Source organism: Cumulibacter soli, assembly GCF_004382795.1.
Taxonomy (GTDB): Bacteria; Actinomycetota; Actinomycetes; order Mycobacteriales; family Antricoccaceae; genus Cumulibacter; species Cumulibacter soli.
Genome location: NZ_SMSG01000003.1, coordinates 393,305 through 409,889 on the forward strand (window position 1 = coordinate 393,305; position 16,585 = coordinate 409,889).

General features: G+C 64.0%; 14 protein-coding genes. 11 read left to right on the top strand and 3 right to left on the bottom strand.

The features are described 5' to 3' along the window. The first annotated feature begins 78 nt into the window (after positions 1–78). Entirely contained in the window at positions 79–1,935 is a 1,857-nt protein-coding gene (locus tag E1H16_RS08650) for an ABC transporter ATP-binding protein (protein ID WP_243837795.1), read from the top strand. 18 nt (positions 1,936–1,953) lie between these two features. Here E1H16_RS08650 and E1H16_RS08655 read toward each other — a convergent pair whose 3' ends face one another. Further along, positions 1,954–2,673, bottom strand: coding sequence for a sulfite exporter TauE/SafE family protein (locus E1H16_RS08655; protein WP_134323289.1), 720 nt, complete (start codon positions 2,671–2,673; stop codon positions 1,954–1,956). A 58-nt stretch (positions 2,674–2,731) separates the two neighbouring features. Beyond that, positions 2,732–5,512 carry an aconitate hydratase AcnA gene (gene acnA, locus E1H16_RS08660; RefSeq protein WP_134323290.1) on the bottom strand — a complete coding sequence of 927 codons (2,781 nt, stop codon included), beginning with the start codon at positions 5,510–5,512 and terminating at the stop codon, positions 2,732–2,734. A 200-nt stretch (positions 5,513–5,712) separates the two neighbouring features. Here acnA and E1H16_RS08665 point away from each other — a divergent pair, with 200 nt between their 5' ends. The 7 genes from E1H16_RS08665 to E1H16_RS08695 all read left to right on the top strand — a co-directional run bounded on the left by E1H16_RS08665 (position 5,713) and on the right by E1H16_RS08695 (position 13,173). Beyond that, positions 5,713–7,245, top strand: a complete 1,533-nt coding sequence (locus E1H16_RS08665; RefSeq protein ID WP_134323291.1) for an AMP-binding protein — start codon at positions 5,713–5,715, stop codon at positions 7,243–7,245. 210 nt (positions 7,246–7,455) lie between these two features. Beyond that, entirely contained in the window at positions 7,456–8,592 is a 1,137-nt protein-coding gene (locus E1H16_RS08670) for an AAA family ATPase (protein WP_243837796.1), read from the top strand. Next, entirely contained in the window at positions 8,589–9,521 is a 933-nt protein-coding gene (locus E1H16_RS08675; protein ID WP_134323292.1) for a DUF58 domain-containing protein, read from the top strand. Before E1H16_RS08670 ends, E1H16_RS08675 begins: the two co-directional genes overlap by 4 nt. After that, a complete protein-coding gene (locus tag E1H16_RS08680) occupies positions 9,518–10,474 on the top strand; it encodes a VWA domain-containing protein (RefSeq protein WP_134323293.1) in 957 nt (318 codons plus the stop codon). Before E1H16_RS08675 ends, E1H16_RS08680 begins: the two co-directional genes overlap by 4 nt. A gap of 95 nt (positions 10,475–10,569) precedes the next feature. After that, positions 10,570–11,289, top strand: a complete 720-nt coding sequence (gene fabG, locus E1H16_RS08685) for a 3-oxoacyl-ACP reductase FabG (RefSeq protein WP_243837797.1) — start codon at positions 10,570–10,572, stop codon at positions 11,287–11,289. Between the two features lie 62 nt (positions 11,290–11,351). After that, positions 11,352–12,125 (top strand): enoyl-ACP reductase FabI, encoded by a 774-nt coding sequence (gene fabI, locus E1H16_RS08690; protein ID WP_134323294.1) that lies wholly within the window; start codon positions 11,352–11,354, stop codon positions 12,123–12,125. 1 nt (position 12,126) lies between these two features. Continuing rightward, positions 12,127–13,173: a ferrochelatase gene (locus E1H16_RS08695; RefSeq protein ID WP_208378938.1), complete on the top strand. Its 1,047-nt coding sequence runs from the start codon at positions 12,127–12,129 to the stop codon at positions 13,171–13,173. A 3-nt stretch (positions 13,174–13,176) separates the two neighbouring features. Here E1H16_RS08695 and E1H16_RS08700 read toward each other — a convergent pair whose 3' ends face one another. After that, positions 13,177–13,959: a hypothetical protein gene (locus E1H16_RS08700; RefSeq protein ID WP_134323296.1), complete on the bottom strand. Its 783-nt coding sequence runs from the start codon at positions 13,957–13,959 to the stop codon at positions 13,177–13,179. 49 nt (positions 13,960–14,008) lie between these two features. Here E1H16_RS08700 and E1H16_RS08705 point away from each other — a divergent pair, with 49 nt between their 5' ends. The 3 genes from E1H16_RS08705 to E1H16_RS08715 are packed head-to-tail and all read left to right on the top strand — an operon-like array spanning position 14,009 to position 16,579. Continuing rightward, complete coding sequence (locus tag E1H16_RS08705; RefSeq protein WP_208378939.1) at positions 14,009–14,833, top strand: DUF3097 family protein; 825 nt, start codon at positions 14,009–14,011, stop codon at positions 14,831–14,833. 49 nt (positions 14,834–14,882) lie between these two features. Next, entirely contained in the window at positions 14,883–15,335 is a 453-nt protein-coding gene (locus E1H16_RS08710) for an NfeD family protein (protein WP_134323297.1), read from the top strand. A gap of 5 nt (positions 15,336–15,340) precedes the next feature. After that, a complete protein-coding gene (locus tag E1H16_RS08715) occupies positions 15,341–16,579 on the top strand; it encodes an SPFH domain-containing protein (RefSeq protein WP_134323298.1) in 1,239 nt (412 codons plus the stop codon). Positions 16,580–16,585 lie beyond the last annotated feature (6 nt).

Sequence of the window (16,585 nt, forward strand, 5' to 3'; positions counted from 1 at the left end):
TTCACTCCTTGACATCAAGTCCACTTGATGAACGAGAGTCTAGTCATGCACTCCATGTCAGATAGCAGTTGGCGCACCATGCAGTCCTTTCGAGGCAGCGAGGACACCTCGGGCGGCGCCCGATTACGGCCCGGGTCCTGGCGACGGATCATCGGCTTCGCGCGGCCATTCCGCAGGGACCTGCTGTGGTTCATGCTGCTCACCGTGCTGGCGGCGATGATCGCGGTGGCGACGCCGCTGCTCGCCGGCGAGGTCGTCAACGAGATCACCGGTGAGGACCCGCATCGCCGCACGACGATCGTCTGGATCGCGGTTGCGATCGGCGTCCTCGCCATCCTCGATGCCGGACTGTCGTTGCTGAGCCGATTACTATCTGCGCGCATCGGTGAGGGGATCATCTTTGCGATGCGCGCTTTGGTCTTCCAGCACATCCAGCGCATGTCGCTCTCGTTCTTTACGCGCGCGCAGACGGGCGCGCTCGTCACGCGGTTGAACAACGACATTAATGGCGCTCAGCAGGCATTCACGTCCACGCTCGCAGGCGTGGTGTCCAACGGCATTGGCCTGGCGCTGACGATCGCGGTCATGCTCACGCTGTCCTGGCAGATCACGCTGCTCTCGCTGGTGCTGCTGCCGATCTTCGTCTTGCCCGCGCGTCGCGTCGGCAACCGGATCGCCGACCTAACAAGGGAGGGCTACCGGCTGAACGCGAGCATGAATACCACGATGACCGAGCGGTTCAACGTGGCCGGTGCGCTGCTGGTGACCTTGTTCGGGCGTCCGGAGCGAGAGAACGAACAGTTCCGATCTCGCGCCGGTAGGGTGCGCGATATCGGCGTGACATCGGCGATGTACAGCACGGCATTCCTCGTCGCCTTGACGCTGGTCGCGGCCCTCGCCCAGGCACTCACGTACGGGTTGGGCGGCGTCCTGGCTGCGGACGGTGTCCTGGATGCCGGAGCGGTCGTCTCGCTGGCGTTGCTGCTGACCCGGCTCTACGGCCCCTTGACGGCGTTATCGAATGTGCGGGTGGACGTGATGAGCGCACTCGTATCCTTTGAGCGCGTGTTTGAAGTACTGGACCTGCCTCCAGCGATTACCGAGCGCTCGGACGCCGCTACGCTCCCGCGCGGCCCGCTTTCCATCGAGTTTGACTCGGTCGGCTTCGAATACCCGTCCGCCAGAGAGGCCTCCATCGCCTCCCTGCAGGAAGTCGACGTCCATGACGATGCGCCCGCGCAAGGAGTGCTGCACGATGTCAGTTTCGTCGTAGAACCAGGCCAACTCGTGGCGCTCGTCGGCCCATCGGGTGCAGGTAAGACGACGATCTCGCACCTCATCCCACGGGTGTACGACGCCTCGAGCGGCGCTGTTCGCGTGGGTGGCATGGATGTACGCGATCTACAGTTGCGATCTCTGCGCGACAGTGTCGGGGTCGTTTCGCAGGACGCGCACCTGTTTCACGACACGATTCGCGCGAATCTGCTTTACGCCCGCGAGGATGCCAGCGAGGCGCAGTTGTACGACGCTCTGCGGGCGGCGCACATCGACCAGCTGGTGAACTCGCTACCGAACGGCCTCGACACGGTCGTGGGTGATCGCGGCTACCGACTATCGGGCGGCGAAAAGCAACGCTTCGCGATTGCACGGCTATTGCTGAAGGCGCCGGCGGTCGTTCTATTAGACGAGGCCACCGCGCATCTGGATAGCGAGTCGGAATCGGCTGTCCAGGCCGCGCTGGCCCACGCGCTAGTAGGACGGACATCCCTGGTGATCGCACACCGTCTGTCCACGGTCCGCCAGGCGGACCTGATCGTCGTGCTCGACGGTGGGCGAGTGGTGCAGCGCGGCAGCCACGACGAACTGATCGCTGAGGGCGGGCTGTACGCCGATCTGTACCGGACTCAGTACGCACCCGCGCCAGAGCCGATCTGATCCGCGGACCAGCGTGCGTCAGAGGAGCGCGCGAATGATGAGGATGACCGAGGAGACCGCGGACACGAGCAACACCGCGGGACGAACCTTCTGGGCATCGAGGTGGCGACGTACCCACAGTGAGCATAGGAAGCCGAGGAACACGAAGGGCAGTAACAGCAGTCCGGCCTTGATTTGGTACCAGCCGAGTTCACCGTAGATGGCGAGGGTGAGCAGCGAGATCGTGCTGCTGACGAAGAAGAAGACAGCCAGGGTGCTGCGCAGCATCGACGGGTGCTGGTGCTGATACACCAGCGCCATCGGCGGCCCGCCGATCGACGTCGCCGTGCCGCCGATGCCGCTGGTGAGTGCGCCGATACTCAGCGCCACTGGGCTTGGTCGCGGACGCCAACTCAGCATGCTCAGGCCGACCGCGACGAGGACGAAGACACCCACCATGATGCTGAGCGAATCCGGATTGGCGACCGCGATGAGCCATCCGCCGACGACCGATCCAATGATTCGCCACGGGAAGGCCCAGGCCAATCCGCGCCAGTCGATGTCGTCGTGTTCGCGCACCAGCGTCATGATCGGCAGGACGGCTCCGCAGAGGATCATGGCACCGGGCATGAGGTGCGGGTCCACCAGGACCAGGACCGGCGCAGCCACCAGTCCGACGCCGAGCCCGATCAGGCCCTGCACGATCGAACCGAGGAAGATCGCGGTCCCGGTAATAGCGATGATCGCCCAGAGACTCATCGCGTCCCCGCCGGGGGATTAATGAGCCGCTGGGCGATCGATGGCACGCGGCGCGCGGTTACTTGTCGCGCAGCGAGCGAAGTACGTACTGCATGATGCCGCCGTGGCGGTAGTACTCGGCCTCACCAGGGGTGTCGATGCGGACCACTGCCTGGAATTCCGAGCCAGTGGAGCCCTCGCCCGATACCTTCACGGTCACCGTGCTGGGGATGCCGCCGTCGTTCAGGGCATCGATGCCGACGATGTCGAACGTTTCGGTGCCCGATAGGCCCAGACTCGCGGCCGATTCGCCCTCTGGGAACTGCAGCGGAAGTACGCCCATGCCGATCAGGTTCGAGCGGTGAATCCGTTCGTACGACTCGGCAATCACGGCCTTGACGCCCAGCAGCGCCGTACCCTTCGCGGCCCAGTCGCGCGACGAACCCGAACCGTATTCCTTACCGGCCAGCACGACGAGCGGCAGCCCGGCTTCCTGGTACGCGACCGATGCGTCGTACACGGTGGTCTGTTCGCCGTCCGCAAGCCAGTTGCGGGTGAACCCGCCCTGGACGCCGTCCAGCAATTCATTGCGCAGCCGAATGTTGGCGAACGTGCCGCGGATCATGACCTCGTGGTTGCCGCGGCGTGAACCGTAGCTATTGAAGTCAAGCCGCTTGACGCCGTTCTCCTGTAGGTACTTACCCGCGGGGGAGTCGGCCTTGATGGCGCCGGCCGGCGAGATGTGGTCGGTGGTCACCGAGTCGCCGAGCTTCAGCAGCACGCGGGCACCGGCGATGTCCTGCACCGGTGTCGGATCGGCCGGCATCCCGTCGAAGTACGGAGGACGACGCACGTAGGTCGACTGCTCGTCCCACTCGAAGACGTTGCCCTCGGGCGTATCCAGACCGCGCCAGCGGTCGTCACCGGCGAATACGTCGGCGTAGTCGCGGGTGAACATCTCCGAGGACATTGCGCCGTCGATGACTTCTTCAATCTCCTGCGGCGATGGCCAGATGTCGCTGAGGAAGACCGGGTTACCGTCGGTGTCGGTGCCGAGCGAGTCGGACTCGAAGTCGAAGTCCATCGTTCCGGCGATCGCGTACGCGACCACCAGCGGCGGCGATGCCAGGTAGTTCATCTTCACGTCCGGGTTGATCCGGCCCTCGAAGTTGCGGTTACCGGACAGCACCGATACGGCCGTCAGATCCTGCTCGTTGACAGCAGCCGAGATTTCGTCGGGTAGCGGACCGGAGTTTCCGATGCAGGTCGTGCAGCCGTATCCGACCAGGTAGAACCCGACCTTCTCCAGATACGGGGTGAGTCCCGCGCGGTCGTAGTAGTCCATGACGACCTTCGACCCGGGCGCGAGGGTGGTCTTCACCCACGGCTTGCGGTTAAGGCCGCGTTCGACGGCCTTCTTCGCCAGCAGAGCGGCACCGACCATCACCGATGGGTTCGATGTGTTCGTGCACGAGGTGATCGACGCGATCACCACCGCACCGTGATCGATCTCGGTCTCGGTGCCATCGGCCAGCGTCACCTTGGTGGGACGGCTGGGGCGGCTGTCGTGTGCGCCATCGCGCGGCGCACCGGCGATCTCGTGGTTGTCGTCGGGCGAGGGCGGATCGGAGGCGGGGAACGAGCCGTTCTGCTCGGCTTCTCCCTCGCGGTCTTCGACGTACGCCGGCAGCGCCTCGCGGAACGCGTTCTTCGCGTTGCTCAGTTCGATGCGATCCTGCGGGCGCTTCGGGCCGGCGATCGACGGCTTGATGGTGGCCAAGTCGAGTTCGAGGTACTCGGAGTACTTCGCCTCGTTGGCCGGGTCGTGCCACAGCCCCTGCGCCTTGGCGTACGCCTCGACGAGGCTGATGTGTTCCTCGGAGCGACCGGTGAACCGCATGTACCGGATCGTCTCTTCATCGATCGGGAAGACCGCAGCGGTCGATCCGAACTCGGGGGACATGTTGCCGATGGTGGCGCGGTTGGCCAACGGCACGGACGCGACGCCCTGGCCGTAGAACTCGACGAACTTGCCGACGACACCGTGATCGCGCAGCATTTCGGTGATCGTCAGGACGAGGTCGGTTGCGGTAGCGCCGTCAGGTAGCGCACCGGAAAGCTTGAAGCCGACGACGCGCGGGATGAGCATCGAGACGGGCTGACCGAGCATGGCGGCTTCGGCCTCGATACCGCCGACACCCCAACCCAGCACGCCCAGGCCGTTAACCATGGTGGTGTGCGAATCGGTGCCCACGAGAGTGTCCGGGTAGGCCTGGCCGCCACGGGCGAACACTCCGCGAGCAAGGTGCTCGATGTTGACCTGGTGCACGATGCCGGTGCCCGGCGGGACGACCTTGAACTCGTCGAACGCCGTCTGGCCCCAGCGCAGGAACTGGTAGCGCTCCTGGTTCCGTTCGTACTCGATATCGACGTTGCGCTCGAAAGCGTCAGCGCGTCCGAATACGTCGGCGATGACGGAGTGGTCGATAACCAACTCGGCCGGGGCGAGCGGGTTGATCTTTGACGCGTCACCGCCGAGGCTGGTCATCGCCTCACGCATCGTGGCCAGGTCGACCACGCAGGGCACACCGGTGAAGTCCTGCATAATCACGCGGGCGGGGGTGAACTGGATTTCAGTCGACGGCTCAGCGTCCGCATCCCACTTACCCAGGGCTTCAATCTGTGCGGCGGTGACGTTGGCCCCGTCTTCCGTGCGCAGTAGGTTCTCGAGCAGGACCTTCAAGCTGTATGGCAGCTTGGACGATCCCTCGACCTTTGTGAGGTCGAAAATCTCATAGTCAGTCCCTCCGACGCTCAGGTTTGTCCTGGCGCCGAAGCTATTCTTGCTCGGGTCCGTCACACCGATCTCCTCACATCTGAGTTCGACGGCCGCAGTCGCGCGTCCAACCACTCATCATTCCGTATCGCTAGTGTCTGGTTTACTCCGGGTTAGTGCGCTGTGCCATGCCCGGACTGGAAGAGTTTCGTGTCGAGCGACATAATCGCCGCAGGGCAAACCCCATGTCGTACGTCGAGTCCCAGAGGTGTGGAGGTATCACCATGCGCGTGCCGTTGACATTGCAACATTTCATCGACCGGGCCGAAGCGGTCTATCACGACCGGCCCGCGATCATCGACGAACCGGACCAGCCCGCACCGCCGCTGAACATCACGTATGGCGAGTTAGCTCGGCGTGCGCGCGCTATCAAGGCTGGATTGGACGAGCTTGGCATTGCTCAGGGTGAGCGCGTTGGCATCGTGTCGCACAATGCGGGGCGCATGTTCGAGCTGTTCTATTCGGTGCCGACGTCCGGGCGTATCTACGTGCCGATCAACTTCCGGTTGCGTCCCGAGGAAGTTCAATTCATCGTCGAGCACGCTGGGTGCACGGTCCTGCTGGTCGATGAAGAACTCGAACAGTCGCTGCGTGGGGTATACGCGAAGCACAAGTTCGTGATCGGCAAGGAATCGGACGAGGCGCTGCTGCGCTTCGAGCGCGAGGCGAAGCCGTGGGAGCAGGACGAAGACGCAGCCGCTGTTTTGAACTACACGTCGGGGACGACGTCCAACCCCAAGGGCGTCGTACAGACGCACCGCGCGTTGTGGGTGAACGCGACCACCTTCGCCATGCACATGGGCGTCAACGACCGCGACAGTTACCTGCACACGCTTCCGCTATTCCACTGCAACGGCTGGGGGATGGGTTTCTCCACCACCGCGTTCGGCGTACCGCAGGTGATGATCCGCAAGATCGACGGGGACGAAATCCTCAATCGCATTGAGCAACATTCGATCACCCTCGCGTGTGGTGCCCCGGCCGTGTGGAACATGGTGTTGGATGCGGCGAGTGAGCGTGGCGGTGACGTGCCCGGTAAGGGCACGATGCGGCTGGCCGTCGCCGGTGCTGCTCCTCCCACCCGCACGATCCAGCGAATCAATGACGACCTCGGTTGGGAGTTCAACCAGATCTATGGCCTCACCGAGACTGCACCACTAGTGACCATCAACCGGTTGCGCAAGGAGGACCTCGAGAAATCATCGGAGGAGAAGGCGCAGTTGCTCTCGATGGCCGGCGTCCCCGCGCTCGGCGTCGATATCGCCACCAACGATGATGGCGAGGTGCTGACGCGAGCGAACGTCGTACTCGATCGGTACTGGAACAACCCGGATGCGACCAGCGAAGCCCTGGAGGGCGGCTGGTTCCACACCGGTGATGGCGGCTCGATTGACGAGCACGGCTACCTCACGATCGCAGACCGCAAGAAGGACATCATCATCACCGGCGGTGAGAACGTGTCGTCGATTGAGGTCGAGGACACCATCTTCAACCACCCGGGAGTTGCTGAAGTCGCAGTGATCGGCGTACCCGACGAGAAGTGGGGAGAGACGATCAAGGCGCTAGTTGTCGCAAAGCCTGGCGTCGAGGTAACCAGCGAGGCGATTATTGCGCTGTGCAAGGAGAAGCTCGCCGGATACAAGTCGCCGACCTCCGTGGAGTTCCGCGAGGAGATCCCGCGTACGGCGACCGGCAAGATCCAAAAGTTCAAGCTTCGTCAGCCGTACTGGGAGGGTCGCGACCGCCAGGTGAACTAAGTGGTCAGTAGACGGGGGCGGTTCGGCAGAATGTCGACCCGCCCCCGATTCGTTGCCATGCGCATGTGGTGAACGAGTACAGGAACCGTGCACCGCGGCCGTTCGTCCACCTAACAGCGCCCACCGTGAACCAACGGGACGCGCGATACTGTTCGATGTCGCGGCTCATGTTCAGCCGCAGGCCGCAACCGCCAGCTCCTAGGAGGATGGGTGAGCAACCCACATCCCACGACCGAAGGCCCGACAACCGACCTCGAGCGGGTCTTACTCGAGGTCAAGAAGGTGATCGTCGGCCAGGACAGGCTGATCGAGCGCATGCTCGTCAGCCTGCTCGCCAAGGGACACATCTTGCTCGAGGGTGTTCCCGGCGTGGCCAAGACCCTCGCCGTGGAATCGCTCGCACGCAGCGTGGGCGGGACGTACGCTCGCCTGCAGTTCACCCCCGACCTGGTGCCCGCCGACATCGTCGGTACCCGGATCTATCGTCCGGGCAGCGAGGAGTTCCAGACTGAACTGGGCCCGATCTTCGCGAACTTCGTGCTGACCGACGAGATCAACCGCGCTCCGGCCAAGGTGCAGTCGGCGCTGCTGGAAGTGATGGCGGAGAAGCAGGTGTCGATTGGCGGCGTGACGCATGAGATGCCGCAGCCGTTCCTGGTGATGGCGACGCAGAACCCGATTGAGTCCGAAGGCGTGTACCCGCTTCCCGAGGCGCAACGCGACCGGTTCTTGATGAAGGTGAACGTCGATTACCCGAGCGTCGAGGAAGAACGAGAGATCATTTACCGGATGGGCGTCGAGTCGCCGGTCGCTGAGCCCGTGCTGAGCGTTGAGCGACTTGCCGAGCTGCAGCAGCAGGCCGGCAAGGTGTTCGTACATCACGCGCTCGTCGATTACGTAGTGCGGCTGGTGTTCGCGACGCGTACGCCCTCGGAACTCGGCCTCAAGGACGTGGCGAGTTGGATCACCTACGGGGCGAGCCCTCGAGCGTCATTGGGAATCATCGCCGCGGGCCGCGCCCTGGCGCTGGTTCGTGGGCGCGACTACATGCTGCCGCAAGACATCCTCGATGTCTCCGGCGACGTACTACGGCACCGACTGGTGCTGTCGTACGACGCACTCGCCGACTCCGTCCCCGCCGACCACATCGTGCGACGAGTGTTGTCGGCGGTGCCGGTGCCGCAAGTCAGCGCGCGGCCCACTCGCGCCGGCGCGGCCGGTCCGCAGCGGCCTCCGGCTAGTGGCACGTATGGTTCGGCGCCGGGTAACGGCGCACCTCGTCCGGCAGGATTCAGCGCGCCCGGCGGCTCTGCGCCGCAGCCTCCGAGCAGTCCGGCGGCCGGATGAGCCGTCGCTCCAGCCCCCCGCCCAGCCTGCGTGACGACAAGGCCGAGGTCGTGTTACGCAAGCTGGAGTTGACCGTTCGTCGCAAGCTCGACGGCTTGTTGTTCGGCAATCACCTGGGTCTTGTTCCCGGCCCAGGCAGCGAGGCCGGCGAATCTCGCGTGTACTACCCAGGCGACGACGTACGACGCATGGATTGGTTCGTCACCGCACGCACCACGACCCCGCACGTGCGAGAGACGATCGCCGACCGCGAGTTGGAAACGTGGTTGGTCATTGATCTATCGGCGTCGCTGGACTTCGGCACGGCGCTGTGCGAAAAGCGAGATCTCGCTGTCGCTGCAGCGTCCGCGTTCGTGTATTTGACCCAGCACGGCGGAAACCGGATCGGCGCTATCATCACCACAGGTCAGGACGTGATTCGGATTCCGGCGTTGCCCGGGAAGGCCCATGGCGACTGGATCATCCGAAAGTTGATCGCTACACCGCGCGCGCCGCAGGGCGTCCGCGGAGACCTGGGTGCGGCGCTCGAGCAGCTGCGCCGTCCGGAGCGTAAGCGTGGCTTGATCGTCGTCGTCAGTGACTTTCTTGGCGACGACTCGTGGGTGCGTCCGTTGACCGGATTGCAGGCCCGACACGACATCATCGGGGTAGAGGTGCTTGATCCGCGCGAGGTCGAGTTGCCGAATATCGGTCTCGTCATGCTGACCGATCCCGAATCGAGCCAGCAGATCGAGGTGCAGACCTCGCACGCGCGAACCCGGGAGAAGTTCGCCGCTGAAGCTGCGGCACAACGTGCGCAGATCGCATCCGGGTTGCGGCACTCCGGCGCCGCGCACCTGCGATTACGCACCGATGGAGATTGGCTGCACGACATCATGCGTTTTGTGGCGGACCGCCGCCGAGGCGCCGTCGGAGGAGTAGTGCGATGAAGTTCCTGGAACCGCTATGGCTGCTGGTTCTCGTCGGTGTGCTGGCGTTGATTGCGCTGTACCTGGTGATGCAACTGCGCCGTAAGCGATACGCCGCCAAGTTCACTAACGTGTCGCTGCTGGACAAGGTCGCGCCGAAGCGTCCCGGTTGGCGACGGCACATCGCGTTCGCGTTGATGGCGTTGGCACTGATCGCATTCACGACGGCCATGGCGAAGCCTGCCACCAAGGTCAAGGTGCCGCGCAACGAAGCGACAGTGTGTATGGCGCTCGACGTCTCGTTGTCGATGCAGGCGACCGATATCGAACCGGACCGCTTCACGGCGATGAAGGAATCGGCCACGCAGTTCGTCAACGAGCTTCCGCAGGGCATCAACCTCGGTCTGGTTTCGTTCGCCGGGACCGCTCAGGTGGTGCAGCCGCCGACGATCGATCGCAACTCGGTGAACGCAGCGATCGACGGGCTCCAACTCGACCAGGCGACAGCCACCGGCGACGCGATATTCGCGTGTCTGCAATCGATCAAGACTTTCCAAGAGACCCTAGAAAGCAACGAACAGGACGTACCGGCCGCGCGGATCATCTTGCTGTCGGACGGTTACCAAACGGTGGGTACGGACGTTGACACCGCGATCGATGCGGCGGTCGAGGCGGAGATCCCGGTATCGACGATCGCCTTCGGCAGTAACGGCGGGACGATCGAGAATGACGGACAGCAAATCCCGGTCCCGGTCGACATCGAAAAGATGAAAGAGATCGCGGACAAGACCGGCGGCAGTTACTTCGACGCGGAGTCCAAATCTGAAATCGCCAAGGTGTGGCAAGACATCGGTGAGCAGATTGGTTACACCGAGGAGTTCCAGGAAGTCCCGACCCGGTTCGTCGGCTGGGGGCTATTGCTGGCGTTCGCTTCGGCGGCCGCGAGCCTGCTGTGGTCGAATCGGCTGCTGTAAGTCGCGCCGTGCGGCGAGGCATCCGTTGACCCACACGGTGCAGGCCTTAGGTTTGGTGACGATGGAAATGTCGCCGAAACGACCCGAGGTGCAGTGTGTCTGATCAGTTTGTGGCCCGTTCCGTGTTGGTCACGGGAGGAAACCGAGGAATTGGTCTCGCCGTGGCACAGGCATTTGCCGAGGCCGGTCACAAGGTGGCGGTGACCCACCGCGGATCGGGCGCGCCGGACGGATTACTGGGAGTGCGGTGCGACGTTACCGACACTGAGTCGGTCGATGCCGCATTCAAAGAGGTTGAGCAGGCGCACGGCCCGGTCGAAATCCTGATTAGCAACGCCGGCATCACCGAGGACACGCTGTTGCTGCGGATGAAGGACGAGCAATTCGCATCGGTGATCGACGCGAATCTCGCCGGGGCATACCGGGTGGCCAAGCGCGCGGCATCGAAGATGTTGCGCGCCCGGTTCGGGCGGATCATCTTCATCGGTTCGGTCGTTGGGCTGATGGGTAATCCTGGACAGGCGAACTATGCCGCCAGCAAGGCTGGCCTGGTGGGGCTGGCCCGCTCCATCGCGCGGGAGTTGGGATCCCGCGGAATTACCGCGAACGTCATCGCGCCGGGATTTGTGAACACCGACATGACCGCGGAATTGTCACCTGAGCAGCAGACGCAGATCCTCTCGCAGGTGCCGTTGGGTCGCTATGCCGAGGTTGAGGAGATCGCTGGCACGGCGGTGTTCCTGGGCGGTGACGCGGCCGGCTACATCACTGGCGCAGTCATCCCGATTGATGGCGGGCTCGGTATGGGTCATTAGGCTCTGCCGTAGGCTTAACCACTGCGCCGAACCATGTCCTGAACCGCGAAGGAGACGCCACCATGCCCGGACTGCTCGAGGGAAAACGACTGCTCATCACGGGTGTGCTGACCGAGGCGTCGATTGCCTTCGCTGCCGCTCGGATCGCGCAGGAGGAGGGCGCGCAGATCGTGCTGTCCAACTTCGGTCGCGGGCTGAACCTGACGAAGAGGATCGCCAAGCGGCTGCCGCAGGAACCACCAGTGATCGAACTTGACGTGACCAACGACGAGCAGTTGGCCACGCTCGCGGCCCGGGTGGGCGAGCATCTCGATGGTCTCGACGGCGTACTCCATGCCATCGGGTTCGCGCCGCAGGAAGCGCTCGGCGATGACTTCGCTCAGACGAGTTGGGAACACGTGCAGACCGCGTTCCACGTGTCTACGTGGTCGTTTGCGGCGCTGACGAAGGCGTGCCTGCCGCTATTCGGTGAGAAAGCCAGTGTGGTTGGTCTGGACTTCGACAACTCCACCACGGCCTGGCCGGTGTACGGCTGGATGGGCGTGGCGAAGGCTGGTCTGGAAAGCGCTTCTCGCTACCTCGCGCGCGAGCTCGGCCCACATGGCGTGCGGGTCAACCTCGTCGCGGCCGGCCCGCTGCGGAGTATGGCGATGAAGTCGATCCCCGGCTCGAAGGCATTCGAGGACGCGTGGGAGCAGCGCGCGCCGCTCGGCTGGAGCGTGACGGATACCGAGCCGTCCGGACGCGCCTGTGTGGCACTGCTTTCGGACTGGTTCCCGGCAACCACTGGCGAACTGGTTCATGTTGACGGCGGGTATCACGCAGTCGGCGCCTGACGTGTCCGAGAGTTTTGATGCGATCCTCCTAGCCTCGTTCGGTGGGCCGGAAGGAGTCGAGGATGTCGTTCCATTCCTGCGCCGAGTGACCGCCGGACGCAATATCCCCGATGAGCGCCTCGAGGTCGTAGGCGAGCACTACTACCACTTCGGTGGCGTGTCACCGATCAACGAGATCAACCGAGGAATCCAGCAGCGCTTGCGTGCGGCGCTGCGTGAACGTGGCCTCGCATTGCCGGTGTACTGGGGAAATCGCAACTGGAGTCCGTTGATCGAAGACGTCGCGACGCAGATGGCTGAGGACGGCGTACGACGCGCGCTAGTACTGGCCACCAGCGCGTACGGCGGGTATTCGGCTTGCTGTCAGTACCACGAGGACATTTCGCGCGCCGTGCGTGCGGGAGGCGGCAGGGTGAGTTTGGAGAAGCTGCCTCAGACGTACCACACCGAAGCTTTCGCACAGATCAATGCTGACGCTGTGCGGCGCGCGCTGCGGGACCTCGGGCGAGATACTTTCACCGATGACGTGCGCCTCGTACTCACGGCGCATTCGGTGCCGACTAAAGCGAACGAGGAGAGCGGACCGGCGGGCAGGCTCTATCAGCAACAGGTCGAGACCGTCGCGGCCGAGGTGGCCATGCGGGTGGGCGCTCGAACGTGGGACGTCGCGTGGCAGAGCCGTTCCGGGGCTCCGCACATCCCGTGGCTCGAGCCTGATATTTGCGACCATCTTGAAACTCTGTCCTCGGCTGGTGTCACCCATGTCGTGATCGCCCCGGTCGGCTTCGTCAGTGACCACATGGAAGTGATCTGGGATCTGGATACCGAAGCCCAGGCCAAGGCAGACGAACTCGGGTTACGGATGGCGAGGGCACGCACCGCGAGCGATGATCCGCGGTTCATCGACCTGTACGCCGACCTCATTATCGCTCGGGTGAGTGGCGGCCCTGCCCCAGCTACCTACTGCGAGGTGCTGCAGGGCGTGAACGGTGTGGGTGTCGACGGCGCACCGTGCACGGTGGGTTGCTGCCGAGCGCGTTCGTTGTAACCGTTACGGGTACGGGAAGCTGTTGTACGCCGCGGTCAGTGCTCGGGCGACCTGCCGACGCAATGGGGCCAGTGCCGCATCGCGCGCGGCGGCCTGATGAGTGTTCACCGCACCGCCGCCGGGATCCGCGGCAGCACTGAGCAGGATCGTGCGAAGTTGATGCGCGCGTACCAGCAGGTGCGTCGCGCGAGGTGGGCAGTCTCGCGGGAGGGTGTGCGCATCGACGTCGTCAAGTGCCTTACGCGAGACGCTGCCGAGGCGGGGGTTCCACGATCCCACATCGAGATCCGTCAAGATCGAGGTCGATCGGTGAATGGCCTCGGTGAGTTCCACCGTCGCTTCGGTCACCGACACATACTGCAGCCGCGATCCGCTGGTGAAGATCGTGAACTCGACCTGGTCCTCGTCTTCTGCACTCACGACCAATACCAGAGGCAGGCCGTCGATGAGTACGGCGCTCCCGGCGGCGTACGCCGGTGCCAATGCCGGGCCCGGGCCGATTCCCGCGGCGTCCCCCTCGATGGGGAAGGCGGCGTACAGCCTGCGAACGCCGCGATCGCGTAACGCGATCAGCAATTCGACCAGCGTCGCGACCTCACCCGAGGCGACAAGCCGTACCTCCGGCAGCGGGTCATCCCACGGAGCCCGCTCAGCACGGTCCGTGGATTGGGCGACTGCCGATGACTTGTGACCGAGCACGTGTTCGATGACGTCGTCCACCGACGCCCGATGCTGGAGGTAGGCGCTCGCCCAGGCGGCGAGCAAACCTGTCGTAGAACCTGGCACGACGGCGAGCCTAGCCCAGTCTCCGTCACGCGGAACGTACCCTCTGCGGGTGCGCTCACACTCCTACTCTCGCGACATCACGCAGAAGCAAGCCAAGACCTCGCATCTGTCGGTGCCGGCCGAGATCGATCTCGTGCTGGAGGATCGGATGAGCGAGTTCTGTGGCGCGATAATCGAGTTCAGCAAGGACACCGTCACGTTGGAAGACCGCGTCGGTAAACGACGCGTGTTTCCGCTGAAACACAACGGGTTCATGCTTGAGGGAGCGGCGATCATGCTGCGACGTCCACAAGCGCCCAGTGCTCCGGCCGCCGCGCGTACGGCGTCTGGGTCGCGCGCCGCCGCAGACCAGCGAGCCAAGGTGGCGCAGGCCGGCCGCATCTACGTCGAAGGCGTGCATGATGCCGCCCTCGTCGAGAAGGTGTGGGGCGCCGATCTACGCGCCGAAGGAATCGTGGTTGAACCACTACACGGTGTGGACGACCTGGAAGCCGTTATCCGGGAGTTCGCGCCGACGCCGCGGCGACGACTCGGCGTACTTGTCGATCATCTCGTGCCGGGCTCCAAAGAGTCGCGGATCGTGGAACGCATCCATGATCCGAACGTGCTGATCCTCGGCCACCCATTCGTAGACATCTGGCAGACGGTGAAACCGCGGATCGTCGGGATTAAGGAATGGCCGGTCATTCCAAAGGGCACCCCGTGGAAAGCGGGCGTGTGTGCGGCGCTTGGCGTCTCGGAGGAGTACCTGCTGTGGAAGCGAATTCTCGGGTCGGTGTCGACGTACAAGGACATCGAGACGCCGCTGATTTCGTCCGTGGAACGGCTGATCGACTTCATTTTCGAGACCGGCGGCGCACACTTGGAACGCTGACGGGGCGCGGAAACGTGCACGCAGGCGTATCGACGGGCAGGATGGTGTCATGTCTGCGTGGGCTATCTGGCTGATCTTGGCTGCCGTTGCTGCGGGTGCCGAGGTCCTCAGTGGCGATTTCTTCTTGCTGATGGTGGGCGGTGGCGCAGCTGCCGCGGCCCTCGGTGCGGCGCTCGGTGCGCCGGTGTGGCTACAACTCGTCCTGTTCGGCGTGGTCTCGGTGCTGCTGGTACTGGGTGTGCGTCCGTGGGCGAGGAGGATGTTGCTGCGTGGACAGTCCGACGTTGTGGATGGTGCCGGGGCATTCATCGGTATGTCGGGCACCGTGACGCAGACCGTTGACACGCACGGCGGCCGGATCCTCGTCAACGGCGAAGAATGGTCCGCCGTCGCTCAGCTGCCGTACGAGGTGTACGACGTCGACACTGCGGTGATCATCGTGCAGATCCGCGGTGCGCACGCCGTCGTGGCAACCGACGCGACGAACTATAAGGAGCTGTAGGAGATATGAGTACCGGAGTAATCGTCCTCATCGTGGTGGCGGTGCTCATCGTGCTGATCATCGCGCGTGCGATCAAGGTGATTCCGCAGGCTCGTGCCGCGGTCATCGAGCGCCTGGGCCGATACAGTCGCACGTTGTCGCCGGGCATGCACTTCCTCGTGCCATTCGTCGACCGCACCCGCTCGACGATTGATCTGCGCGAGCAAGTTGTCCCGTTCCCGCCGCAGCCGGTTATCACCAAGGACAACCTGATGGTCGGCATCGATACGGTGATCTACTACCAGATCACCGAGCCGCGGATGGCCACGTACGGGATTTCCGACCTCGCCGGCGCGTTGGAGCAGTTGACAGCGACGACGCTGCGCAACCTGGTCGGCATGATGACACTCGAGGAAGCGCTGGTCTCGCGCGACTCGATCAACGGCCAACTGCGAGCGGTCCTCGACGGAACCACGGGAACGTGGGGTGTGCGGGTCGCTCGAGTCGAGATCAAGGCTATCGATCCGCCACCCTCGATCCAGGATTCGATGGAGAAGCAGATGCGCGCCGACCGCGACAAGCGGGCGATGATCCTGGGCGCTGAGGCGAATCGTGAGTCGCAGATCCGCACGGCGGAGGGACAGAAGCAGGCCGCGATCTTGTCAGCGGAGGGGCAGAAGCAGGCCGCGATCTTGTCGGCAGAGGCGGAGCGGCAGTCACAGATTCTGCGTGCCGAAGGCGATCGCGCCGCCAAGTTCTTGCAGGCGCAAGGGCAAGCGAAGGCGATCGAGACGGTGTTCCAGGCTATTCACGACGGGAACCCCGACCCGCGCCTGTTGGCATACCAGTACCTTCAGACGTTGCCGCAGATCGCGCAGGGCGACGCGAACAAGGTGTGGATCGTGCCGAGCGAGTTCTCCAACGCGCTCAAGGGCTTGGGCAAGCTGACCGGGGTCGATGAGGAAGAACTATCGACCTTCGCGAATCTCTCCGAGAGCGAGGGCAGCCGTACCGCATCGAGGATCGATACCGGTGATTGGTTCGAGTCCCAACTCAAGGAACAGGTAGCGCATGCGACTGAGGCCGCCGACGTCAAGTTGGAGCCCGTCGAGAAGGTTGCGCCGAGTGTCCCGCAAACGCCGGATTTGTCGAATAATCCGGCCTTCCGTCCGCCGGCGCATGCAGCCGATCCGGAACCTCCAGCGCCACGGCAACCGGGCAGTGGGGCCGGTCCGTCCGCACCGCCACCGCCGCCGGCCCGATAGTTCGGG